Below are 21,005 nucleotides of genomic sequence, written 5' to 3' on the forward strand. Positions count from 1 at the left end.
AGCTCTCGCACAAAGCTATGCTTTGTGCTGACGCGGCAGGCGGACCGTAGGTCCGCTGAGAGCGGGGGAGGTTAGGTGGGGGTCTAACTCCGCATCGAAGAACCTCACGGCACCGCCAGCACTCGCGCCGGATCGACGCGCAGCCACACCCGGTCGCCACGCCCCAACTCGCTGCGCCCCAGGGTGTCCACCGTCAGCGCCGGCCCATCCGCCGCCTCCACCACCAGCCGGGTGCGGTCGCCCAGGAACACCGCGGCGGCGACGGTGCCGCCCAGATGCCCATCGGCTTCGCCGGCCAGCGCCAGATCCTCCGGCCGGACCAGCAGCTCCACCGCGCCCTCCGGCCCGGTCCAGGGCAGCGTCGCCGCCCCGATGGACAGCGTCCCACCGCGCACCGTCCCGCCCAGCCGGTTCATGGTGCCGATGAAGTCGGCGACGAAGCCGTCGGCCGGCTGATAGTAGATCTCCCGCGGCGTGCCGACCTGCGCCACCCGCCCCTTGGCCATCACCACGATGCGGTCGCCCAACGCCATCGCCTCGCCCTGGTCGTGGGTGACGTAGACGGCGGTGATGCCCAGCCCGCGCAGCAGCCGGTCGATCTCCAGCCGCAAACTGTCGCGCAGCTTGGCGTCGAGCGCCGTCAGCGGCTCGTCCAGCAGCAGCACGCGCGGCCGCACCACCAGCGCGCGGGCCAAGGCCACCCGCTGCCGCTGCCCGCCCGAGAGCTGGTCGATCCGCCGCCCGGCGAACTCGCCGAGATGCATCAGGTCCAGCATCTCCTCCACCCGGCGGGCGCGCTCGGGCCGGGCAACTTTGCGCACCTTCAAACCGTAGGCGACGTTCTCCGCCACCGTCATGTTGGGGAACAGGGCGTAGCTCTGGAACACCATGCCGACATTGCGCCGTTCGATCGGCAGGGCGGTCACGTCCTCCTCGCCGAACAGCACGCGGCCGCCGGGATCGGGGCTCTCCAGCCCGGCGATGATGCGCAGCGTCGTGGTCTTGCCGCAGCCGCTTGGGCCCAGGAAGACGACGGTCTCGCCGCCGCGGATGGTCAGGTCCAGCGGCTCCAGAGCGCGGGCGCCGCCGGCGAAGGTCTTGCCGCAGCGCTCCAGGCGGATCGGCACGGCGTCGAGGTGGAAGCTGTCGGGCATCTGGGAGTGGCCTCAAACGGACGGACGGCCGCGCTTGGCCAGACCCTGCAGCAGGATCAGGCTCGGCACGATCATCACGAAGAAGACGAGGGTGTAGGCGCTGCCGATCTCGATCCGCAGCGAGGCGTAGCTGTCGGCCAGCCCGACCGGCAGCGTCTTGGTCAGCGGCGTGTGCAGCAGCCAGGTCAGGTTGAACTCGCCGACCGACAAGGTCAGCACCATCAACGACCCGGCCAGGATGCCGGAGCGGCAGTTGGGCAGCACCACCGTGAAGAAGCGGCGCAGGAAGCCGGCGCCGAGGCTGGCCGCTCCCTCCTCCAGCGTGGTCAGGTCGATGGCGCCCATCACCGCCAGTACGGCGCGGACCATGAAGGGCAGGGTGAACAGCACATGGCCGATCAGGATGAACAGCCAGCTGCTCCGCAGATCCCCGACGCCGCCATAGGTGACGATCAGCGCCAGCGCGGTGGCGAGGCCGGGGATTGCGACCGGCATCATCAGCATCTCCTCCACCAGCCGCGCGATCCGGCCGGGACGGCGCGCCAGCGCATAGGCCGCCGGTACGCCCAGCACCAGCGTGCAGGCGAGACAGGCGAAGGCGATCTGCAATGACAGCAGGATGGTGCCGGAATAGACCCGCAGCACCTCATCGACCCAGCGCAGGGTCAGGCCGCTCTTCAAGCCGATGAAATAGTTGGCGGTCAGCCCGGCCAGCATCGACATCACCATCGGCACGGTCAGCAGGGCGCAGACCAGCAGGGTGAAGCCCAATTGCAGCCAGAACCCCCAGCCCCGGCGATTCGACAGACTGTGCATCGCCCGTCACCCCGCCGCCGCAACGGAGGTGCCGGCGACGCTGCGCGCCACCGCCAGGGCAGCCCAGGTGATGAGGCCGAGCAGGACGCTGAGCGCTGCCGCCGCCGCGATGTTCGCCTGGAGCGTGAATTCCGTATAGATCGTCATCGGCAGCACATTGATCCGGGTGGCGAGCGTGAAGGCGGTGCCGAACGCGCCCATCGAGGTCGCGAAGCACAGCGCGCCGGCCGAGATCAGCGCCGGCTTCAGCGCCGGCAGGATCACGTCGGCCACCACCCGCCACGGGGCCGCTCCCAGCGACCGCGCCGCTTCCTCCAGCCGCGGGTCCAGCTTCTCCGCCGCCGCCATCACCGTCAGGATGACGCGCGGGATCGAGAAATAGACGTAGCCGAGGAACAGCCCGGCCATCGAATAGGCGAACACCAGCTTCCCCCCGGTCAGCGCCTGGGTGATGGTGCCGATCAGCCCTTGCCGTCCGGCCAGCATGATGACCATGAAGCCGATGACCACGCCGGGAAAGGCCAGCGGGAAGGTCAGCAGCGCCACCAGCAGGGCATGGCCGGGGAAGCGGTGCCGCACCAGAAACAGCCCGGCGACGGTGGACACCGCCAGCGTCACCAGGGTCACCCCCGCCGACAGCGCCAGCGTGGAGAGCAGGCTGTCGAGATGGCCGGGATCGGCCAGCGTGGTGAGATAGGCGCTCCATCCCTCCGCCCCGCCGGCGCCGATCAGGATCAGGCGGACCAGCGGCAGCAGGAAGAAGGCCGCGAACACCGCCGCCGCCGGCGCCAGCAGGGCCGCCAGCCGCAGCGGTTCGCCCGCACAACCCCCACCGGCCGACGGACTCGCCGCCGGCCGGTGGGGAAGGTGAGCGTCCTGCACGCAGGCGCTCACTTCACCTCCGCCTGATAGCGGTCCATGAAGCCCTTCTGCGCCTCGGCCATGCGCACCATGTCCACCGGCTTGGCGCGGGCATAGTCGGCGGCCGGCAGGAACTTGGCCGCGGTCTCCGGCGACATCGCCTCGGCGCGGACCGGGCGCATGAAGGCGTTGGCCCACAGGGTCTGGCCCTTGTCCGACAGGACGTAGTCCAGAACCTTCTTGCCGTTTTCCGGGTTCGGGCCGTTCTTGACCAGCGCCATCACATAGGGGACCGACACCGTGCCTTCCTTGGGGATGACGAAGGCGACCGGCGCCTTGTCGGTGTATTTGGCGCGGTAGGCGTTGAAGTCGTAGTCGATCAGGATCGGAATCTCGCCCGACAGCACGCGGGCGTAGGAGGTCTGCTTCGGCACGATGGGCTGGTTCTTCTGCAGGTCCTTGAACCAGCCGATGGCCTTGTCGAAGCTGCCGTAATCGCCGCCCAGCGCCTGGTTGACCGCCACCGCGCCGACATAGCCGACGGCGGCGCTGGTCGGGTCGAGATAGCCGACCATGCCCGAATAGTCGGGCTTCAGCAGATCGGCCCAGCTCTGCGGCACCGGCTTGCCGCCCAGCGCCTCGGTGTTGACGAAAAAGCCCAGCGTGCCGCTGTGGATGGCGAACCAGTTGCCGTCGGCGTCCTTCATCCCGTCGGGGATTTCGGCCCAGGCCGCCGGCTTGTAGGGGGTGACGATGCCGGCCGCCTTGGCCTGGATGCCCACCGGCCCGCCGAGATAGACGACGTCGGCCACCGGCTTGTCCTTTTCCGCCAGCATGGCGGAGAGCGACTGGCCGGAGTTCTTGTTGTCGAACGGCACGGCGATGCCGAGATCGGCCTTGATCGCCTTCAGCTGCGACGCCCAGTCGGCCCATTCCGGCGGGCAGTTGTAGCAGATGGCGGTCTGCTCCGCCGCCATGGCGGGTGCGACCGTTGCGGAAAAGGCGGCAACCAGCGAGACGGCACCGAAGGCGGCGCCGAGCAGGAACGGCTTGAACATGATGGCGTGTGTCTCCGTTCGGGAAGCGCTTAAGAGGATTTTGACGGTGCGGCGCCGAGCGATTCGCCCGGACGCAGGGTGAATGGCAGCATCACGGCGCGGCCTTGCCGCTCGCCGGAAAAGCCGGTGCGCAAACATTCGAAGGCGGTGGCGCCCATGGCGCGGGCCGGCTGCACCAGCGTGGCGAGGCTGGGCGCCATCAGCCGTCCGACCTCGATGCCGTCGAATCCGCAGACCGAAACATCGTCCGGCACCGACAGGCCGAGGTCGCGCAGCGCCCGGATGGTGGCGAGCGCCAGCATGTCGTTGGAGGCAAAGAAGGCCGTCGGCCGCTCCGCCCCCTCCAGATGGGGGGCCAGCCGGTGGGCCAGCCGCAATTCGTTGAAATCGACCTCCACCACCGGCCCCGGCGGCAACCCGGCATCGGCCAGCGCCGCCAGCCAGCCGGCATGGCGCCGGCGCGAGCGGTCGGACTGGCGGAAGCGCCCGACGATCATGCCGATGCGCCGGTGTCCCAGCTCCGCCATCCGCTCCACCACCGCGCGGGAGGCGGCGACATTGTCGACCGACACATGGGCGCGCGGTGCCCGTTCCGGCTGGTTGTAGGCCAGCACATAGGGCAGCCGCACCTCGTCCAGCGTATCGAGCGAGCCGCTGCGATCGGCATCGGCGACGGTCAGCACCAGCCCTTCAACACGGTTCGATAGCAGCCCTTCGATGGCGCGCGATTCGCGGGCCGGATCATAGTCGGTGGAGGCGATCAGCACGCTGTACCCAACCTCCGCCGCCGCGTCCTGGATGCCGGCGACGCTTTCGGCGAAGACGGGGTTGGTCAGCGACGGCACCAGCACACCGACGGTGCGGGTGCGCGCCGCCTTCAGGCTGCGTCCGATGGTGCTGGGCCGGAAGGACAGGTCGGAGGCGGCGGCGCGCACCTTCTCCATGGTTTCCGGCGTGGCGTTGCCGCTGCCGTTGAGGACGCGCGACACAGTGGCGATCGACACCCCGGCGAGCGCCGCCACGTCGCGGATCGTCGCCACCCGGTCCATGGTCCGCCGATCCGTCATCCCGCCATCCATCTGCCGTCCATCATCCCTGTTCCCGCACCCGTCGATCCGGTGCGGCTGCAGAGTGGCGGCGGCGTGTTGCAATCGCGTGACGCCGTGAAAACGGTTTCGTGAAGAATGGAAACGTTTCCATACGGCCTTACGGCGTGAGCATTGCCCTCCGAAGGCAGCGGTCATGGGGATGGAAGCGGCCTCTGCAAGCCGCCGAAAAAACAGCGATTTTAGTGTTTGCGTCCCCGCAGACCTTAGGCTATGTTGCGCCTCCACCAGCGATGGACCCGTAGCTCAGCTGGATAGAGCGCTGCCCTCCGAAGGCAGAGGTCATGAGTTCGAATCTCGTCGGGTCCGCCACGAATTCAAGGGCTTAGCCGCTTCAGCGGCTAGGCCCTTTTCGTTTTGGTGCCTCGCAAATCCCCGAATTCTTCTGCTAATGAGGCTTCAACGCCGCAAATGTAGATCACGCAATAAGTCGATTGTTAGAGCGTGCGAAGGATTTAGGTACGGCAGGCCGGGAAGCTTAAGGTGTTGATGTAAGGTACTGGGCGCCCTTGGGACGCCCAGTGTCAATTTATTTCCAGTACTTTGATACTGATAGAGCGAGGTCAACGTGGAATTCGGCCGCGACTGCTATTTGCGCATTTGTGTCTTGCTGACCGTAGACGGCTGGAGGGAAATAGGGAGACGGGCCAAGTAGAGCGTCTGCAAGCATTTTTCTTTTCCGTTCTGCGTCGCTAATCGGCGGTGTTGTTTGCGGCAGTCCAAGGCCCATTATGCCGTGAGCAGCGTAACTCTGCTGACCGCTAAAAAGATAGGAGAGTTGAGATGTATAGCCTGCAATCATAGTCTACTCCTTCATTGGGAATTCGACGCCATCCGGCGTTGTGCGCAGTATGCTCAATCATTTTCTGCATACCGCTAATGCAAATCAAAACATACTCCACCACTCTGCCGCAAGAATTCATTGCAGGTAGAGATCAAGAACTCACCTCCCCCTCACTGGTCCTGCCGCACCTGCGCGTGGTTGATCAGCGCCACCATCCCGACTCCGCCAAGCACGTTGCCGATCAGCGACGGCAGCAGGAAGTCGAAGGCGTAGCGGTCCCAGCCGATCTCGCCGGACATCGCGGCGAAGGACACCTCGACCGAGCCGGCGATGACATGGGCGAACTTGCCCAGCGCGATCAGCCAGGTCAGGGCGACGATCACGAAGAAGCGCGCCTGCCCGACCGACGGCGTGATCCAGACCAGCAGCGCGATCAGCCAGCCGGCCAGCACCCCGTGCAGCAGCGTCGTCGTGAATCCGGATCGCGCCGCGGTCGTGCCCAGCTCGACGAAGGCGGCACGCAGTTGCGGGGAAAAGGCCTCCGTCCCGGCGGCGAAGGCGGAGAACAGCAGAGTGCCGACGATATTCGCGGCAAAGACCAGCGCCCACAGCCGCACCACCTTCATCAGGGTATCGGTCGACCAGCGATGCAGCAGCGGCAGGATCACCGTCAGCGTGTTCTCGGTGAACAGCTGCTGGCGCCCCAGAATGACGATCAGGAAGCCGAAGCAATAGCCGAAGCTGGCGATCAGCGGCCGCCACGGCTCGTCCGGCAGATGGGTCGTCATCAGCGCCTCGCCCACCATCGAGAAGCCCATCGACAGCCCGGCCGCCAGACCCGACCACAGCAGGGAGGAGGTCGGGCGCTTCAGCTCCTCCTGCCCCTCCAGGCGAATGGCTTCGTGCAGGATCAGCGCCGGCGGGTTGGAGCGTTCCTTGACCTCGTCCCGCTCATCCTGGTTCAGGCGGGTATCGCTGGCGTCGGGCACGGGCGGAACCTCCGATAAAGGGCTGACGAAAGAGAAAAGGGAACGTCCTGCAGGGCGTTCCCTTCGATATCCATTACGCGTTTGAGTGGGAGAGGGGCGGGGCGGCCGGTCGTATGCCGGTCAATGGCGTGCCGCCTTGTGGTCGCCATGCTCGCGCTTTTCCGCGGTATCGCGGCCGATCAGCTTGTTGAAGTTGGAGTCCTCCTCGTAGAGCAGCGCGAGCTTGGAGTCCTCGAACTGCTGGAAGAACTCGTTCCAGTCGATTTCCTCCAGCTCGCCATGGTCGGACTGGCGGGCCTTGGGGAACATCAGGCGCAGCAGGCCGACGCCTGTCTTGCGGCTCTTCTTGCCGCTTCCATGCGCCTCGTCATGGGTGCTGCGGACGACGGCCGGCTTGCCGCCGTGGCTTTCGGCCCAGCGGCGGATCTCGTCGTGGTCGGTGGTGGTCTTGGCCATGTGGTCCTCCGGATCGGTGTCCTGGCGGGGCGGTGTCCTGGCAGGATGCGTTCCCGTACCAGAACAGCCGTCACCGGAAGGCGTTGCGGTCCGCCCGGATTCCTGGATGGTTCAGCCCTCGTCCTGGAGCCGCGCGATCAGCGCCGGCACCTCCGCCGCCGGGACCGGGCGGGAGAACAGATAGCCCTGCGCCTCATGGCAGCCCAGCCGGCGGACGGCGTCGAGCTGGGTTTGCTCCTCCACCCCCTCGGCGGTGATGACGATGCCCAGGTTGCGGCCCATCCCGGCCACCGCCTGCACCACGGCGGTGGAGCCGTCGCAGCGCGGCAGGTTGGCGACGAAGCTGCGGTCGATCTTCACCTTGTCGAAGCGGAAGCGGCAGAGATAGCCCAGCGCCGAATAGCCGGTGCCGAAATCATCCATGACGATCCGCGCACCGAGAGCCCGCAGCTCGCGCAGGGTGCCGAGATTGGCGTCGTCGTCCTGCAGCAGGACGGACTCGGTGATCTCCAGCTCCAGCCGCTCCGGTGCCAGCCCGGTGTCGGCCAGCGCCTGGCGCACCGACTCCACCAGCCCCTTGTCGCGGAACTGGACGGAGGACACGTTGACGCTGATCCCGATGCCGTCGGGCCAGCGCGTCGCCTCGCGGCAGGCTTCGCGCAGGGCCCACTCGCCGATCGGGCCGATCAGGCCGGTTTCCTCCGCGACGGGGATGAAGTCGGCCGGGCGGATCAGGCCGCGGCCGGGGCGGCGCCAGCGGATCAGCGCCTCGAACCCGCGGATGCGGGACTCGCCGGTGCAGACCAGCGGCTGGTAATGCAGCTCGAACTCGCCCTGCCGCAGCGCCTCGTGCAGTCCCAGCTTCAGGTCGTGGAAGGATTTCAGCCGCTCCGCCATCTCGGGCGCGAAGAAGCGGTGGGTGTTGCGGCCGTCGGCCTTGGCGCGGTAGAGCGCGATGTCGGCCGCCTTCAGCAGCGCGTCGGCTTCGACGCCGTCGCGCCGGGACAGGGCGATGCCGATGCTGGTTCCGGTCCGGACCTGGGCGCCGTCGATCTCGATCGGCTCGGCCAGCGCCGAGATGATGCAGCGGGCGAGATCCTCCGCCTCCGCCGGTCCCCACAGGTTGGGCTGCAGGACGGCGAACTCGTCGCCGCCGAAGCGGGAAACGAGGTCGCCTGCGCCGATGCAGCCGTGCAGCCGGCCGGCCACCTGCCGCAGCAGCGCGTCCCCGGCATGGTGGCCCAGCGTGTCGTTGACGGCCTTGAACTGGTCGAGGTCGATGTAATGGACCGCCATCACGCCCTCGTCGGGCGCCTCGCGCAGCGCCTGTTCCAGCCGCTCTTGGAAATAGAGCCGGTTGGACAGGCCGGTCAGCGAATCCAGCCGGGCGAGTTGGGCGATCTTCTCCTGGGCGGCGCGCCGCTCCTCCTCCACCCGCCGGCGTTCGGTGACGTTGCGGAAGAAGACGGACAGTCCCTGCGCGGTCGGGAAGGCGTGGATTTCCGTCCATTGGCCGAGAGCCGTGACGAATTCCTCGAAGACGACCGGCGTCTGGTCGGCCATCGCCTTGCGGGACAGGCTGCGGCTTTCGGTCTGCTGCGGGAAGGCGTCGAAGAAGGCGTCGCCCAGCCGGATGCCGCGGCCCTCATGAATGGCGGCGGCGGCCGGGTTGCGGTAGGTGATGCGCCAGTCGCGGTCGATGAACACCACGGCGTCGGTGGTGCTTTCCAGCACGCCGGACAACAGCGCGGTGGTCTCCTCCAGCGCCTGCCGGGCCATCTGGATGTCGGTGACGTCGCGGGAAATGGCGAGCAGCCGCTGTGGCCGTCCGTCGGCGCCGGGCAGGGGGCAGACCAGATTGTCCCACCATTTCGGCGTGCCCTTGGCCGTCGGACAGAAGCCGAGGAAACGCCCGGTGCCGCCCCGCTTCGCGATGTCGATCGACGCGCGCAGCTGCGGCCGGCGCTCCTCCGGCCAGTTGGCCTCCCAGGGCTGGTTCTTCAGGCACTCGAAGCTGTCCAGCTCCATCAGGCGGACGCCGGGAATGTTCATGAAGGTCAGCCGCCCCTCCATGTCCAGCACCTTCACGCATTCCGGGCTGTTGTCCAGGATCTGGCGGGCGAAGGATTCGCTTTCGCGCAGGGCCGCCTCGGTCATCTTGCGTTCGTGGATGTCCTCGGTCGAACCGTACCAGCGGACGACCCGGCCGGTGGCGTCGCGGCGTGCGGTGGCGCGCGCGCGGAACCAGCGGTAGCTGCCGTCGGCCATGCGGATGCGCTTTTCGTTGTCGATGCGGACGCCGCTGGCGATGGCGTCGGCCCAATTCTGCCGGGCGCCGTCCAGGTCGTCGGGATGGACGGCGCGCATCCATCCATGCCCCAGCGTCTCCTCGTGGCTCAGCCCGACCAGGGCGCGCCAGCGCGACGAGACCTCCAGCAGCCGGCCGTCGGCATCGAGGGTGAAGGGGAATTGCGGGTTCAGCTCGACCGAATGGCGGTAATGGTCCTCGCTCTCGCGCAGGGCGTCTTCGGCAAGGCGGCGTTCGTGGATGTCCTCGTCGGTGCCGTGCCACTGGACGATGCGTCCCTCCGCGTCGCGCTGGGCGGCGGCGCGGCGACGGAACCAGCGATACTCGCTGCCCGGTACTCCGTCCCCGGCAACGCGCAGGCGCAGGTCGATCTCCAGCGCGGCACCGCCGGTCAGGCTGCAGGTCCAGGCGGCCTCGAAGGGCGCACGGTCGTCGGGGTGGAGCGCCGCGATCCAGCCCTGCGGCGTCGCGACATCCGCCGCGCCGAGACCGGTGCGCTCGCGCCAGCGCCGGGTCGTGCGCGGCGTGCCGTCCGGGGCGCCGTACCATGGATACAGGTCGCTCAGTTCCAGCGTCTGGCGGCGCAGCTCCTTGAAGTGGCGCAGCTCGGCCTCGCACCGCCGCAACGCGGTCCGGTCCTCCACGATGCAGAGCAGGGCGGCGCCGTCCCCATTTCCATCGCTGTGAGGATGCAGGCTGGCGACCAGCGCCCGCTCCGCACCGGTGAGGGGACCGGTCAGGGCGATGTTCTCCACCACCGTGCCGGCCAGGGCGAGCGATGCGGCGGCCAGCAGCGCGTCCTCCGCCTCCGGCCAGACATCGATGAAGGGCAGTCCCGTCGCGGCGGTCGCGGGAAGTCCCGCCAGCGCCCCCATGCGCCGGTTCATCCGCAGGCAGCGGAGCTGGCGGTCGAGAAACGCAATCCCCACCGGGATCGCGTCGTAGATCGCGTTGATCCGCGCGGGCTTGCGGTCCGGGAGCAAGTCGAACTCGGCGCTCAGGGTTTGGTGCATTGTCCCGGATCGATAAGGATGGCGATGTCCGGCGTGAAAAGGGCCGGATCACACGCTTATTCCTGTATCGCCGAAGAAAAAGTTAATGGCGGATGGCGGTTCTTGCCAATTCAGTCGCGGTAATTGTGAAGCGTTTCCAGAACATCGACGGCCGGGATCGACTGTTTTCAAGGGACTCCATAGGGGAAAACCCCGATACTCACTCGGCGGCGTCCGACTGTGACAAAAGCTGCGGTGCGGCCCCCTCGTCGACGAAGCGGCTGCGGATCTCCAGCATGGCGTCGAGCCGGCCGAGGAAGACCGTCACCAGGTCCGGGTCGAAATGGCGGCCGGCCTGCTCGCGCATGTGGGCGACGACGGCCTCCAGCGGCCAGGGCTCCTTGTAGGGGCGCGCGGACAGCAGGGCGTCGAACACGTCGGCGATGGCGACGATGCGGCCGGACAGCGGGATGTCGGTGCCGCGCAGGCCGGCGGGATAGCCGGTGCCGTCCCATTTCTCGTGGTGGGTCCCGGCAATCTCGGCGGCGAGGTCGAGCAGGGGCAGCCCGCTGCCGCCCAACAGCCGCTGGCCGATGACCGCATGCTGGCGCATGGTCACCCACTCCTGGGCGTCGAGCCGCCCGGCCTTCAACAGCACATGATCGGGGATGCCGATCTTGCCGATGTCGTGCAGCGGCGCCGCCTCCAGCAGCTGTGCGGCGAACCCCGGCGCGCAGCCGGCCGACAGGGCCAGATGATGCGCGATCTGCGCCATGCGCGCCACATGCTGGCCGGTCTCGTTGTCGCGGAACTCCCCGGCGCTGCACAGGCGGCGGATGATCTCGCGCTGGGTCGCCTCCAGCTGCAGGCGGGCGGCCTGCAACTCCATGTTGGCGATGCGCAGGGCGGCGGCCTCGCGTGCGGCGGCGGCGGAGATCCGGCGGTCGGCGGCGGTGGAGACCAGCGCCAGCAGCAGCAGGCCGAAGCTGCCGATCGCCACCGCTGCGGCCAGCGGTCCGCTCGACACCCCATCCGCCAGCGCGCCGTCCGCCGGCATCAACATCGGGTCGACCTGCACCACCAGGGCGGCCATGCCGGTGTAATGCATGCCGCAGACGGCGACCGCCATCACCAGGGCGGCCAGCACGCGGTCGCGCAGACGGTGGTGGATGCGGGTGGACAGCCACAGCCCCGCGGTCGCCGCCGCCATGGCGATGGCGACCGACAGGCTCCACAGACCGGGTTGGTAGGCGATCCGGGCCGGCAGCACCATCGCCGCCATGCCGAGATAATGCATCGCCGCCACCCCAAGCCCGACGATGCTGCCGGCCGCAGCGATCGCGGCCGGCGACCGGCGGCCCTGGATGATGCGGAAGCCGATGGCGACGAAGGAGACCGACGTCACCAGCGACAGCAGGGTCTTCATCGGGTCGTAGGCGACGGGCGTGTCGATGGTCAGCGCCAGCATGGCGATGAAGTGCATCGCCCAGATGCCGCCGCCCAGCGCCGCCGCGGCGCAGCCCTGCCACATGATGCGGGCGACCCCGGCGGTCCGGTGCATCCGTTCCGCCATGTCGAGCGCGGAGTAGGAGGCGAAGGCGGCGACGGCATAGGACAGCGCCACCAGCCAATGGTCATGGGAGAACGGCAGGCCGGACGCCGACGTGAAACAAAGCCCGGCCAGTTCGATCGACATCCAACAGCTCTCCTGCAACACCCGACCGCCGGTCTTCCTGATTGCCCGCTCCACCGGACGGGTTCAAGAAGGGGGAAACCCCGACTGCGGTGGTCGGGCACCGGCTGGCGCCCGGCAACGTCCGGTAGTTATCTAAAAAGCTATCTTTATTTGATCGATGTCAAGGCTACAGAAGTCGATAGGCCGCAAGGCCGAGCAATCATATGTTTGGTACTTTGCCAAGCCGCCCTTTGTTCGGATCGGAAGCTTGGCGGCCTGCGAAAGGTGCGATCCGAACCGGGGGCAGGGCGGCCGGAAAGCCGCACCGCTCCGGTTGGATTTGGCTCCCGACTCAGGCGTCGGCGAAGGCCATCGGCTGGCGCTCGCGGTCATCACGCTCGCGGTTCAGACGGCTCGGCGGCTCGACCCAGGCGATGCGCAGGACGTTGGTCGATCCCGGCATGCCGAACGGCACGCCGGCGGTGATGACCAGCCGCTGCCCTTCCTCGGCCAGCCCGTGGACATAGGCCAGCCGGGCCGCCTTGTGCACCATGTCGGAGAAGCTCTGCACATCCTCCGTCAGCACCGCGTGGACGCCATAGGCCAGCACCATCCGCCGCGCGATGGCGGGGTTTTCGGTCAGGCAGAGGATCGGCACCTCCGGCCGCTCGCGCGCCGCCCGCAGCGTGGTGGAGCCGCTGGTGGTGAAGGTGGCGATGGCCGCCGCCTTCACCGTATGGGCGACCTGCCGGGCGGCGGCGGTGATGGCGTCCGATTCCGTCTGTTCCGGATCGGCATGCTGAGCGTCCATCAACCCGCGGTACAGCGGATCGCCTTCCACCCGCCGCGCGATGCGGTCCATGATCGACACCGCTTCCACCGGATACTCGCCCGACGCGGTCTCCGCCGACAGCATGACGGCATCGGCGCCGTCGAACACCGCGGTGGCGACGTCGGACGCCTCGGCCCGCGTCGGGGCGGGGGCCGAGATCATCGATTCCAGCATCTGGGTGGCGACGATCACCGGCTTGCCGGCCAGACGGGCGGCGCGGATGATGCGCTTCTGGATCGACGGCACATCCTCCGGCGGCATCTCGACGCCCAGGTCGCCACGCGCCACCATGACGCCGTCCGACATCTCGACGATGCGGTCCAGATGCTGGATCGCCTGCGGCTTCTCCAGCTTCGACAGCAGGGCGGCGCGGCCGGCGATCAGCTTGCGCGCCTCCGCCACATCCTCCGGCCGCTGGACGAAGCTGAGCGCCACCCAGTCGACTCCCTGGTCGAGCGCGAAGTCCAGATCGGCGCGGTCCTTGGGCGTGAGCGGCGACAGCGGCAGCACAACGCCGGGGACGTTGACGCCCTTGCGGTCCGACAGCTTCGTTCCCGACACCACCACGGTCTCGGCGAAATCGGCGCCGCAGGCGGTCACCCGCAGCCGCAACTTGCCGTCGTCCAGCAGCAGTTCGGCATCCGGCACCAGGGCGGCGAAGATCTCCGGATGGGGCATGCCGACGCGGCGGGCGTCGCCCGGCTCCGCCAGCAGGTCGAGGCAGAAGGATTGGCCGGCGGTCAGCGTCACCGGCCCATTGGCGAAGCGGCCCAACCTCAGCTTCGGCCCCTGCAGGTCGGCCATGATGGCGATGGGGCGGCCGGTCTCCTCCTCCAGCGCGCGGATGGCGCGGACCCGCTCGCCATGGTCCTGGTGGCTGCCGTGGCTGAAATTCAGGCGGAAGACGTCGACGCCGGCCTCGAACAGGCGGCGGATCATCTCCGGCGAGGACGAGGACGGACCCAGCGTGGCGACGACTTTCGTCTGCCGGTAACGGCGGATCGGTTTGGCGGTGTTCATGACGGTAGAGACTCCGAAAAGGATGGGGGCGGGCGGCGTGGCGCCGCCTCAGGCGACCCCGAACCGGTAGACGATGGACCCGGCGGACCATTGGCCGGGACGCAGCACCGTCGACGGGAAGGAGGGGATATTGACGGCGTTGGGGAATTTCGACGGCTCGGCGCAGAAGGCGCTGTGCTTGGTGTAGAGGATGCCGCCCTTGCCGACGTCCCGCGGGGCTTTGCCCTCCAGGAAATTGCCGGTGTAGAGCTGCAGACCGGGTTCGGTCGACAGCACCTCGAGCGTCCGGCCGCTGGCTGGGTGCAGGAAGCGGGCATGAAGGACCGGCGCCGACCCGTTCGCCGGTCTGTCTATCACGTAATGCAGGTCATAGCCCTTGCCGAGCGCCAGCATGGGGTCGTCGGCGTCGATGCGGGCGCCCAGCGCCGCCGGGGTGCGGAAGTCGTGCGGGGTGCCGGTGACGTCCACGATCTCCCCCGTCGGCACCGCCGTCTCGCCGAGCGCCAGATAGCGGCCGGCCTGGACGGTGGCGACATGGTCGAGGATCGACGACCCCAGATTGCCCGACAGGTTGAAGAAGGTGTGGTCGGTGAAGTTGGCGATGGTGGTCTTGTCGGCCGCCACCGCGGTCCAGGCGATGGTCAGGGCGTTGTCGTCGCCGACCGTATAGACCAGCCGCAGCGGCAGGGTGCCGGGAAAGCCCTCCTCGCCATCCTGGAAGACATAGGTCAGCTCCAGGCTGGCCTCGTCCAGTTGCCGGGCGTCGAAGACGCGGAAGCGCGACCCGCGCAGGCCGCCATGCAGGGTGTTGGGCGGGCTGTTCACCGCGGCCTGATGGGCGACGCCGTCCAGCGTGAAGCGCCCGCCGTCGATGCGCCCGCAATAGCGCCCGATGAAGGACCCCATCGACGCCTGCCCGCCCATCACGCCTTCGATCCCGTCATAGCCCTGGACGACATCGCCCATCACGCCGTCGCGGTCGGGGACCAGGATCTGCTCGATCTTGGCGCCGTAATTGGTGATGCGCACCACCATGCCGCGGCGGTTGCGCAGGGTGAACAGATCCACCGGCTTGCCGTCGATGGTGGCGGAGAAATTCTCACGCTTGAGGTCGGTCGCCATGGTCCAGGCATCCCTGTGGAAGTGGTTAGTAAAAACCGAGAAGCAGCAGCCCCAGGATCATCACCACGCGCAGGAGCAGCGCCGTCTCCAATGGATCCGCGGTCATGATGGAGCCTCACCGGATGGATCGTGAGATTATTATACTAATATATCAGCGTGAAAGGCAAATCGCATTCGCAGCCCAAACTCCCGCCGGACAGTTTGCCGCAGGGAGGGGGAAGCCGTGCATGATGCCGAGACGCCAATGCCCCTCGGCCGTCATTCCCAACAGGGTGGAAATGGTGGCGGAGGGGCGTTGGCCGGGCTCCTGCCGGTGTGCTTGTCTGGCAGAGGGCTTACTTGGTCTTGGCCGGCGTCCAGGCGCCCCATTCCTCGGGCGTCAGCTTGCCGTCCTTGTTCTTGTCGAACTGGTCGAACCGGGCGCCCCGGCGATCCTTGGCAAGGTCGGTCATCGAACCGGGACCGCCGCGCGGCGCATCGACAAACTCCTTCCGGCTGATGGCGCCGTCCTTGTCGGTGTCGAGCTGGTCGAACATCTGCTGGTGCATCGCACCGGTGCCGCCCATGCCCTTACCCGGACCCATGCCCTGGCCCATTCCTTGGCCACCCATACCCTGACCACCCATTCCCTGACCCATGCCGGGACCCGGCCCGGTCTGGGCGAGAGCGGAGCCGCCAACCAGCAACCCGGTGCACAACGCAGCGATGAGGAAGCGTTTCATCGGAACCTCCCGTCGGAAATCAGCACCCCCACCGCGATATTAGTCCCCTCTGATAAAAGGGCGACCGCGCCAGCTTGTCGCAGATCCGGGCCGGCGGAGCCTTGGATTTGGAATGCGCCCAACATGCAGCGCAAGGCCCTGCGCCAGCCCGATTCCATGGCGCGGCGGTGTTGGCCGACGCATAACCGCGATGCCCCCGGCGCAAGACCCTGCCCCCGTCACGCCCCCGCCGCCGGCAGCCGCAACGTCGCACGCAGCCCGCCCAGCGGCGATGCGCCGAGCTGGATGTCGCCGCCATAGAGCCGCGCCACATCCCGCACCACCGCAAGGCCGAGCCCGGTCCCCGGCGTGCTCTCGTCCAGCCGCACCCCCGGCTCCAGCGCCGCCTCGCGGCAGTCATCGGGCAAGCCGGGGCCGTCGTCGTCCAGCGTGACGGACAGCATGCCGCCAACCCCCACTCGGCCCGTCACATCGACCCGGCCGCGCGCCCATTTGCAGGCATTGTCCAGCAGGTTGCCCAGCATCTCGTCCAGATCCTCGCGCTCGCCGGCGAACAGCAGGCCGTCGGCGACATCGACACGGATGTCCAGCCCCTTGTCCGAATGCAGCTTGCGCATCACCCGTGCCAGCGCCGAGACGCAGTCCGGCACCGGCGTGCTGATGCCCGGCACGCCACGGGCGGCGGCGGCGCGGGCGCGGGCCATGTGATGATCGACATGCCGGCGCATCAACTCCACCTGCCGGACCATCGCCGCCCCCACCTCGCGCGCGTTGCGCTCGTCCAGCGTGGCGGCCTCGTTCGCCAGCACCGCGAGGTTGGTTTTCAGCGCGTGGGCCAGATTGCCGGCCTGCAGCCGTCCGCGCCCGACGGTTTCCTCCGCATGGGCCAGCAGCGCGTTCAGATCCTCCACCAGCGGCCGGATCTCCGTCGGCATCGCCACGTCGAAGCGCTTCTTCCGCCCGGCCCGCACCTCGACCAGCGCGCCGCGCAGGCGGGACAGCGGCCTCAGCCCGATCTGAACCTGGATCAGCGCCGCGACGATCAGCGCCGCCGCCAGCACGGCCAGCGACAGCGCCAGCGTGGCGTTGAAGGCGCGGGTGACGCCGGCCAACTCGGCGCGGTCGGCGGCCACGGCGATGCGGATCGGCTCCGCCCGTTCAGGCAGCAGGACGAAGCGCTCCAGCACGAACAGCGACTGGTTCGCCGGCCCGGTCACGTCGTGCCGGTGCAGCACCCCATCCTCCACCCGGTCGTCGGGCAGGGTCAGCACGCTGTCCCACAGCGAGCGCGAGCGCAACGGCGCGTCCCCGCTCTCTCCCACCTGCCAGTACAGGCCCGACAGCGGCCGGCGGAAGCGCGGGTCGCTCAAGGGCTGGCGCAGCGCCGGCCTGCCGTCCGGGCCGATTTCCAGCACCGCCGCCAGCTGTTCCAGATGGTTGCTGAGTTCCGCCTCGAAGCGCTGGCGGACATGGCTCTGGAACAGGTCGGCGATGATCCATCCCGCCAGCATTAGCGCCAGCGCCACCCAAACGGCCGCGCCGGCCAGCAGCCGGAAGCGCAGCGACTCCGTCCATCTCATCGCCCGCTCCTATGCCCTGTCCTTACGGCTCGTCCGCCCGGTATCCCAGCCCGCGCACCGTCTTGATGACGTCCACCCCCAGCTTGCGGCGCAGGCGTCCGACGAAGACCTCGATGGTGTTGGAATCGCGGTCGAAATCCTGGGCATAGACATGCTCGATCAGCTCGGTGCGCGACACCACCTGCCCCTTGCGGTGCATCAGGTAGGACAGGACCCGGTATTCGAAGGCGGTCAGCTCGATCGGCTCGCCATCCACCGTGACCCGTCCGGTGCGGGTGTCGAGCACGACCCCGCCGCAGGCGATTTCGGCGGTGGCGTGGCCCTTGGCGCGGCGGATCAGCGCGCGGACGCGGGCCAGCAGCTCCTCCATGCTGAAGGGCTTCGCCAGATAATCATCGGCGCCGGCGTCGATGCCCTGCACCTTTTCGTTCCAGGCGTCGCGCGCGGTCAGGATCAGCACCGGCACGGCCATGCCCGCCCGTCGCCACGACCGCAGCACCGTCAGCCCATCGACCTTCGGCAACCCCAGATCCAGGATCACCGCGTCATAGGGCTCCGTCTCGCCCAGGAAGCGGCCCTCCTCGCCGTCGGCGGCGGTGTCGACGGCATAACCTTCACCCTCCAGCCGCTGCTTCAGTTGCCGGGCCAGTTCCGGCGTGTCCTCAACCACCAGCACGCGCATGGCCTTACCTCCCGTCGCCGTGGGACCGGTGGCGGCCCCTGGTCCGCAGCAGTTCCCCCGTGGCGGCGTCATAGTCCAGCTTCAGGATCCGGCCGTCCGGCGCGATCAGCTTCAATTCATAGCGGAAGCCGTCCTCCTCATCCTCCAGATCGACGTCGAGCACGTCGCCGCCGAATTGCTGTTTGGCGCTCTCGACGATCCGCTCCAGCGGCAGGATGCGCCCCTCCCGCAGCGCGTCGCGGGCGCGCTCGTGGTCGTCGCCGGCATGAGCACCCGTCCCCGCTGCGAACAGCAGGATGGGGAGAAGGAGCAATGCGGGACCGGTCCTCATGATCGACCTCTCTGCCTGGGACACCATCGCGCATCGGGGACGCGCGATCGAACCAGCATATCGTCGCATCCCTGAACCGCCGCTGAATGGCCCCCGGATGACGGCTGAATGTCGGGGGCATCACATTTTTTGATCCTGAACGGCGGATGAACGGTCCGTTCAGGCTCGGCTCAGCCACGGTGGGTCAGAGTGCGGTTCATCGGGCGCTTCGACGCTCTCCTCCACACCACAGGTGATGCCATGTTGAAAGCCGTTTCCCTCGCCGCCCTCCTGACCGCCACCCTCGCGACCGCCGGGACTGCCGCTTTCGCCGGCGACCACCACCGCGGCGCGGCCATCCAGCCGACCAGCCCGCAGCCGATCGCCGACGTGGTGAAGGCCGGCGGCGGCACCGTGACCGGCACCGTGGAGAAGGTCGCGGCGAACTGGTTCGTCATGACCGACGGCAGCGACCGCATCGACGTCGCCAGCCGCGGCTTCCTGCCCGACGGCATCCAGAGCGGCGACCAGATCACCGTCGTCGGCGGCGTCCGCCAGGGCGCGATCCAGGCCGGCCAGATCATCCGCCAGGACGGCACCGCCTTCGGCCGCGACGCCATGGGTAAGCATGAGGGCCGCCGTCACGGCCATGACAGCGACCGCGACGACGACTGACCGGAGCCGCGGAGCCGGCCGGTGATCCGCTCCCGGTCCGCTCCGCCACCCCCGACCACTCCCGAACCGGGTCCGCGCCATGCTGAAGAAGATGATCCTCCACACCCTGCTGACGGCCCTGGTCGTCGGTGCCCTCGCCACCGCCTATCAGGCCAGGGCCGACGGCATCGCCGCCCTGCTGACCGGCGGCCTCACCCACGACGCCAGCCACGACGCCAGCCACGACGACTGAGCCGCCTTCGGAAAGGGAGACCGCCATGTCCGCTTGCAAGCCGATAGCCCGCAAACCTTCCCGCGCCGAGATGACCGCCCTGCTGGCCTTCCACGCCATCGTCTCGGGCGCCTTCATCGTCGCCAATCTCACCGGCGACGAGGACACCTACGGCATGCATGTCTTCTCCGGCTATGCCGTCCTCGGTGCCATCGGCCTGCGCGTGGCGGCCGGCGTGCTGGCCCCGGCGGGAAGCCCGCTGCGCCTTCCACGCCCCTCGGTGGCGGCGGTCGCCGGATGGCTCCGCCGCCTGTTCACCGGCGATGCGAAGGCGAGGGCGGAGCGCAGCCCGTTGACCGCCTGGATGTCCGCCGCCCTTCTGATCGGCGTCGGGATCGCGGCGGCGACCGGTGCTCTCGCCGACTTCTTCGTCAAGGTCGAGCATCTGCACAAGGAGATCGGCGAGGCCTCCCTCTTCCTCATCCTGGCGCACATCTCCCTGGTCTTCGCGCTGCACGGCCTGAAGCGGATTCCGTCCGATATCGCGTCCCGCTGCACCGCGTGGCTGTCCACCATTTCCAACCGGGTGATCCCATGAGACCGACCAGACCGACCAAACCGATCCTCCTCCTCGCCGCCGCGGTGTCCTTGGGCGCCGGGGTCGCCCTGGCGGCGTCCGGCGATCCGGAGCGTGCCCGCATCCTCGACGGCTATGCCGCCCAGGCGAAAGCGCAGACACCCGGCTTCGCCGGCTTCTCGGCGGAGCGTGGACGCGCGCTCTATCTCGGGCCGCATGCCGGCGGCAAGGTGGCCGACACCCCCGGCTGCGCCAGCTGCCACACCCGCGATCCGGCCGGAACCGGCCGCCATTACAAGACCGGGCGCGACATCCTGCCGATGGCGGTGTCGGCCAATCCCAAGCGCTTCACCGATCCCGCCGAGGTCGAAAAGCGCTTCGAGCGCGACTGCGTCAACGTCCTCGGCCGCGCCTGCACGGCGCAGGAAAAGGGCGACTTCATCACCTTCCTGTCGAACCAATAGCGAGCCGCCGATGTCCCCCAACCGCAGCCTCCGCCCGCTCACGGGCATCGCCGTGCTCGCCATGCTTGCCGTGACCGCTGGAGCGGCAATCGCCAGCGAGTTCGAACGGGTGCGGCCGGTCACCCACGCCGCCACCCAGAAGGAATGCGGCGAGTGCCACATGGCCTATCAGCCGGGCCTGCTGCCGGCGGCGTCCTGGAACCGCATCATGGACGGCCTGCAGGACCATTTCGGCGAGAATGCCAGCCTGCCGGCCGACACCGCCGCGGCCATCCGCAATTATCTGACGCAAAATGCCGGCAGCGGCGACGGCCGGCTGATCCGCATCACCGAACAGCGTTGGTGGCTGCACAAGCATGATTTCTCGCCGTCGATCTGGACGCGCAAGTCGGTCGGCGCCAAGAGCAACTGCGAAGCCTGCCACCGCACCGCTGCGCAGGGGCTGTATGAGGACGATTGAGCCGCCCGGCCCTCGCAACACCGCAACAATCCCCTCTCCCCCCCGGGGAGAGGGTTAGGGTGAGGGGGACGCACAGCGAGGATTCTCGAAAATCCACTCCGTGCCTCCCCCCCCCCCCCCCCCCCCCCCCCCCCGGGGGGGGGGGGGGAGG

Annotated in this window: 20 protein-coding genes and 1 tRNA gene; 6 read left to right on the forward strand and 15 right to left on the reverse strand. The window is 68.5% G+C overall.

Annotation, left to right across the window (positions count from 1 at the left end):
* Window positions 1-104 precede the first annotated feature (104 nt).
* The 5 genes from TSH20_RS25510 to TSH20_RS25530 are packed head-to-tail and all read right to left on the reverse strand — an operon-like array spanning window position 105 to window position 4,956.
* A complete protein-coding gene (locus tag TSH20_RS25510; RefSeq protein ID WP_109157093.1) occupies window positions 105-1,154 on the reverse strand; it encodes an ABC transporter ATP-binding protein in 1,050 nt (349 codons plus the stop codon).
* Window positions 1,155-1,166: 12 nt separating this feature from the next.
* The gene (locus TSH20_RS25515) at window positions 1,167-1,970 is read right to left on the reverse strand and encodes an ABC transporter permease subunit (protein ID WP_109157094.1); all 804 of its coding nucleotides are present in this window, start codon (window positions 1,968-1,970) and stop codon (window positions 1,167-1,169) included.
* 6 nt (window positions 1,971-1,976) lie between these two features.
* Window positions 1,977-2,852, reverse strand: coding sequence for an ABC transporter permease (locus TSH20_RS25520; RefSeq protein ID WP_199232092.1), 876 nt, complete (start codon window positions 2,850-2,852; stop codon window positions 1,977-1,979).
* A gap of 8 nt (window positions 2,853-2,860) precedes the next feature.
* On the reverse strand, window positions 2,861-3,889 hold the full coding sequence (locus TSH20_RS25525; RefSeq protein WP_109157095.1) for an ABC transporter substrate-binding protein: 1,029 nt from the start codon (window positions 3,887-3,889) through the stop codon (window positions 2,861-2,863).
* A 29-nt stretch (window positions 3,890-3,918) separates the two neighbouring features.
* On the reverse strand, window positions 3,919-4,956 hold the full coding sequence (locus tag TSH20_RS25530; protein WP_247871568.1) for a LacI family DNA-binding transcriptional regulator: 1,038 nt from the start codon (window positions 4,954-4,956) through the stop codon (window positions 3,919-3,921).
* A gap of 274 nt (window positions 4,957-5,230) precedes the next feature.
* Here TSH20_RS25530 and TSH20_RS25535 point away from each other — a divergent pair.
* Window positions 5,231-5,307, forward strand: a tRNA-Arg gene (locus TSH20_RS25535).
* 642 nt (window positions 5,308-5,949) lie between these two features.
* On the opposite strand, the gene TSH20_RS25540 is transcribed toward TSH20_RS25535, so the two are convergent.
* From TSH20_RS25540 to TSH20_RS25585, 10 genes are all read right to left on the reverse strand, one after another.
* The gene (locus tag TSH20_RS25540; protein WP_109157096.1) at window positions 5,950-6,768 is read right to left on the reverse strand and encodes a formate/nitrite transporter family protein; all 819 of its coding nucleotides are present in this window, start codon (window positions 6,766-6,768) and stop codon (window positions 5,950-5,952) included.
* Window positions 6,769-6,888: 120 nt separating this feature from the next.
* Complete coding sequence (locus TSH20_RS25545) at window positions 6,889-7,224, reverse strand: hypothetical protein (RefSeq protein ID WP_109157097.1); 336 nt, start codon at window positions 7,222-7,224, stop codon at window positions 6,889-6,891.
* A gap of 111 nt (window positions 7,225-7,335) precedes the next feature.
* On the reverse strand, window positions 7,336-10,545 hold the full coding sequence (locus tag TSH20_RS25550) for an EAL domain-containing protein (protein ID WP_109157098.1): 3,210 nt from the start codon (window positions 10,543-10,545) through the stop codon (window positions 7,336-7,338).
* Between the two features lie 199 nt (window positions 10,546-10,744).
* Window positions 10,745-12,220 carry an MHYT domain-containing protein gene (locus tag TSH20_RS25555; protein WP_109157099.1) on the reverse strand — a complete coding sequence of 492 codons (1,476 nt, stop codon included), beginning with the start codon at window positions 12,218-12,220 and terminating at the stop codon, window positions 10,745-10,747.
* Between the two features lie 331 nt (window positions 12,221-12,551).
* The gene (pyk, locus tag TSH20_RS25560) at window positions 12,552-14,051 is read right to left on the reverse strand and encodes a pyruvate kinase (RefSeq protein ID WP_109157100.1); all 1,500 of its coding nucleotides are present in this window, start codon (window positions 14,049-14,051) and stop codon (window positions 12,552-12,554) included.
* 48 nt (window positions 14,052-14,099) lie between these two features.
* A complete protein-coding gene (locus TSH20_RS25565; protein WP_109157101.1) occupies window positions 14,100-15,173 on the reverse strand; it encodes an aldose epimerase family protein in 1,074 nt (357 codons plus the stop codon).
* Window positions 15,174-15,508: 335 nt separating this feature from the next.
* Entirely contained in the window at window positions 15,509-15,895 is a 387-nt protein-coding gene (locus TSH20_RS25570) for an EF-hand domain-containing protein (protein WP_109157102.1), read from the reverse strand.
* 218 nt (window positions 15,896-16,113) lie between these two features.
* The gene (locus tag TSH20_RS25575) at window positions 16,114-17,475 is read right to left on the reverse strand and encodes an ATP-binding protein (RefSeq protein ID WP_109157103.1); all 1,362 of its coding nucleotides are present in this window, start codon (window positions 17,473-17,475) and stop codon (window positions 16,114-16,116) included.
* A 22-nt stretch (window positions 17,476-17,497) separates the two neighbouring features.
* A complete protein-coding gene (locus TSH20_RS25580) occupies window positions 17,498-18,157 on the reverse strand; it encodes a response regulator transcription factor (RefSeq protein ID WP_109157104.1) in 660 nt (219 codons plus the stop codon).
* 4 nt (window positions 18,158-18,161) lie between these two features.
* Window positions 18,162-18,488: a PepSY domain-containing protein gene (locus TSH20_RS25585; RefSeq protein WP_247871569.1), complete on the reverse strand. Its 327-nt coding sequence runs from the start codon at window positions 18,486-18,488 to the stop codon at window positions 18,162-18,164.
* Between the two features lie 240 nt (window positions 18,489-18,728).
* On the opposite strand from TSH20_RS25585, the gene TSH20_RS25590 reads away from it, so the two are divergent.
* From TSH20_RS25590 to TSH20_RS25605, 5 genes are all read left to right on the forward strand, one after another.
* On the forward strand, window positions 18,729-19,142 hold the full coding sequence (locus TSH20_RS25590; protein WP_109157105.1) for a cytochrome c maturation protein CcmE: 414 nt from the start codon (window positions 18,729-18,731) through the stop codon (window positions 19,140-19,142).
* 79 nt (window positions 19,143-19,221) lie between these two features.
* Window positions 19,222-19,374 (forward strand): hypothetical protein, encoded by a 153-nt coding sequence (locus TSH20_RS35085; RefSeq protein WP_158282063.1) that lies wholly within the window; start codon window positions 19,222-19,224, stop codon window positions 19,372-19,374.
* A gap of 25 nt (window positions 19,375-19,399) precedes the next feature.
* Window positions 19,400-19,951 (forward strand): hypothetical protein, encoded by a 552-nt coding sequence (locus TSH20_RS25595; RefSeq protein WP_109157106.1) that lies wholly within the window; start codon window positions 19,400-19,402, stop codon window positions 19,949-19,951.
* On the forward strand, window positions 19,948-20,394 hold the full coding sequence (locus TSH20_RS25600; RefSeq protein ID WP_109157107.1) for a DUF1924 domain-containing protein: 447 nt from the start codon (window positions 19,948-19,950) through the stop codon (window positions 20,392-20,394). The genes TSH20_RS25595 and TSH20_RS25600 overlap by 4 nt, the downstream gene beginning before the upstream one ends.
* Window positions 20,395-20,404: 10 nt before the next feature.
* Window positions 20,405-20,854, forward strand: a complete 450-nt coding sequence (locus tag TSH20_RS25605; RefSeq protein WP_109157108.1) for a diheme cytochrome c — start codon at window positions 20,405-20,407, stop codon at window positions 20,852-20,854.
* Window positions 20,855-21,005 lie beyond the last annotated feature (151 nt).

This window comes from Azospirillum sp. TSH20, from assembly GCF_003115935.1.
Classification (GTDB): domain Bacteria; phylum Pseudomonadota; class Alphaproteobacteria; order Azospirillales; family Azospirillaceae; genus Azospirillum.

Excerpts from the sequence above, each read along its gene's own strand:
- TSH20_RS25590 (WP_109157105.1), top strand. The coding sequence starts at position 18,729 with ATGTTGAAAGCCGTTTCCCTCGCCGCCCTCCTGACCGCCACCCTCGCG.
- TSH20_RS25510 (WP_109157093.1), bottom strand. The coding sequence starts at position 1,154 with ATGCCCGACAGCTTCCACCTCGACGCCGTGCCGATCCGCCTGGAGCGC.
- TSH20_RS25570 (WP_109157102.1), bottom strand. The coding sequence starts at position 15,895 with ATGAAACGCTTCCTCATCGCTGCGTTGTGCACCGGGTTGCTGGTTGGC.
- TSH20_RS25585 (WP_247871569.1), bottom strand. The coding sequence starts at position 18,488 with ATGAGGACCGGTCCCGCATTGCTCCTTCTCCCCATCCTGCTGTTCGCA.
- TSH20_RS25525 (WP_109157095.1), bottom strand. The coding sequence starts at position 3,889 with ATGTTCAAGCCGTTCCTGCTCGGCGCCGCCTTCGGTGCCGTCTCGCTG.
- TSH20_RS25605 (WP_109157108.1), top strand. The coding sequence starts at position 20,405 with ATGTCCCCCAACCGCAGCCTCCGCCCGCTCACGGGCATCGCCGTGCTC.
- pyk (WP_109157100.1), bottom strand. The coding sequence starts at position 14,051 with ATGAACACCGCCAAACCGATCCGCCGTTACCGGCAGACGAAAGTCGTC.
- TSH20_RS25600 (WP_109157107.1), top strand. The coding sequence starts at position 19,948 with ATGAGACCGACCAGACCGACCAAACCGATCCTCCTCCTCGCCGCCGCG.
- TSH20_RS25580 (WP_109157104.1), bottom strand. The coding sequence starts at position 18,157 with ATGCGCGTGCTGGTGGTTGAGGACACGCCGGAACTGGCCCGGCAACTG.
- TSH20_RS25545 (WP_109157097.1), bottom strand. The coding sequence starts at position 7,224 with ATGGCCAAGACCACCACCGACCACGACGAGATCCGCCGCTGGGCCGAA.
- TSH20_RS25565 (WP_109157101.1), bottom strand. The coding sequence starts at position 15,173 with ATGGCGACCGACCTCAAGCGTGAGAATTTCTCCGCCACCATCGACGGC.
- TSH20_RS25555 (WP_109157099.1), bottom strand. The coding sequence starts at position 12,220 with ATGTCGATCGAACTGGCCGGGCTTTGTTTCACGTCGGCGTCCGGCCTG.
- TSH20_RS25575 (WP_109157103.1), bottom strand. The coding sequence starts at position 17,475 with ATGAGATGGACGGAGTCGCTGCGCTTCCGGCTGCTGGCCGGCGCGGCC.
- TSH20_RS25595 (WP_109157106.1), top strand. The coding sequence starts at position 19,400 with ATGTCCGCTTGCAAGCCGATAGCCCGCAAACCTTCCCGCGCCGAGATG.
- TSH20_RS25550 (WP_109157098.1), bottom strand. The coding sequence starts at position 10,545 with ATGCACCAAACCCTGAGCGCCGAGTTCGACTTGCTCCCGGACCGCAAG.
- TSH20_RS25530 (WP_247871568.1), bottom strand. The coding sequence starts at position 4,956 with ATGACGGATCGGCGGACCATGGACCGGGTGGCGACGATCCGCGACGTG.
- TSH20_RS25515 (WP_109157094.1), bottom strand. The coding sequence starts at position 1,970 with ATGCACAGTCTGTCGAATCGCCGGGGCTGGGGGTTCTGGCTGCAATTG.
- TSH20_RS35085 (WP_158282063.1), top strand. The coding sequence starts at position 19,222 with ATGCTGAAGAAGATGATCCTCCACACCCTGCTGACGGCCCTGGTCGTC.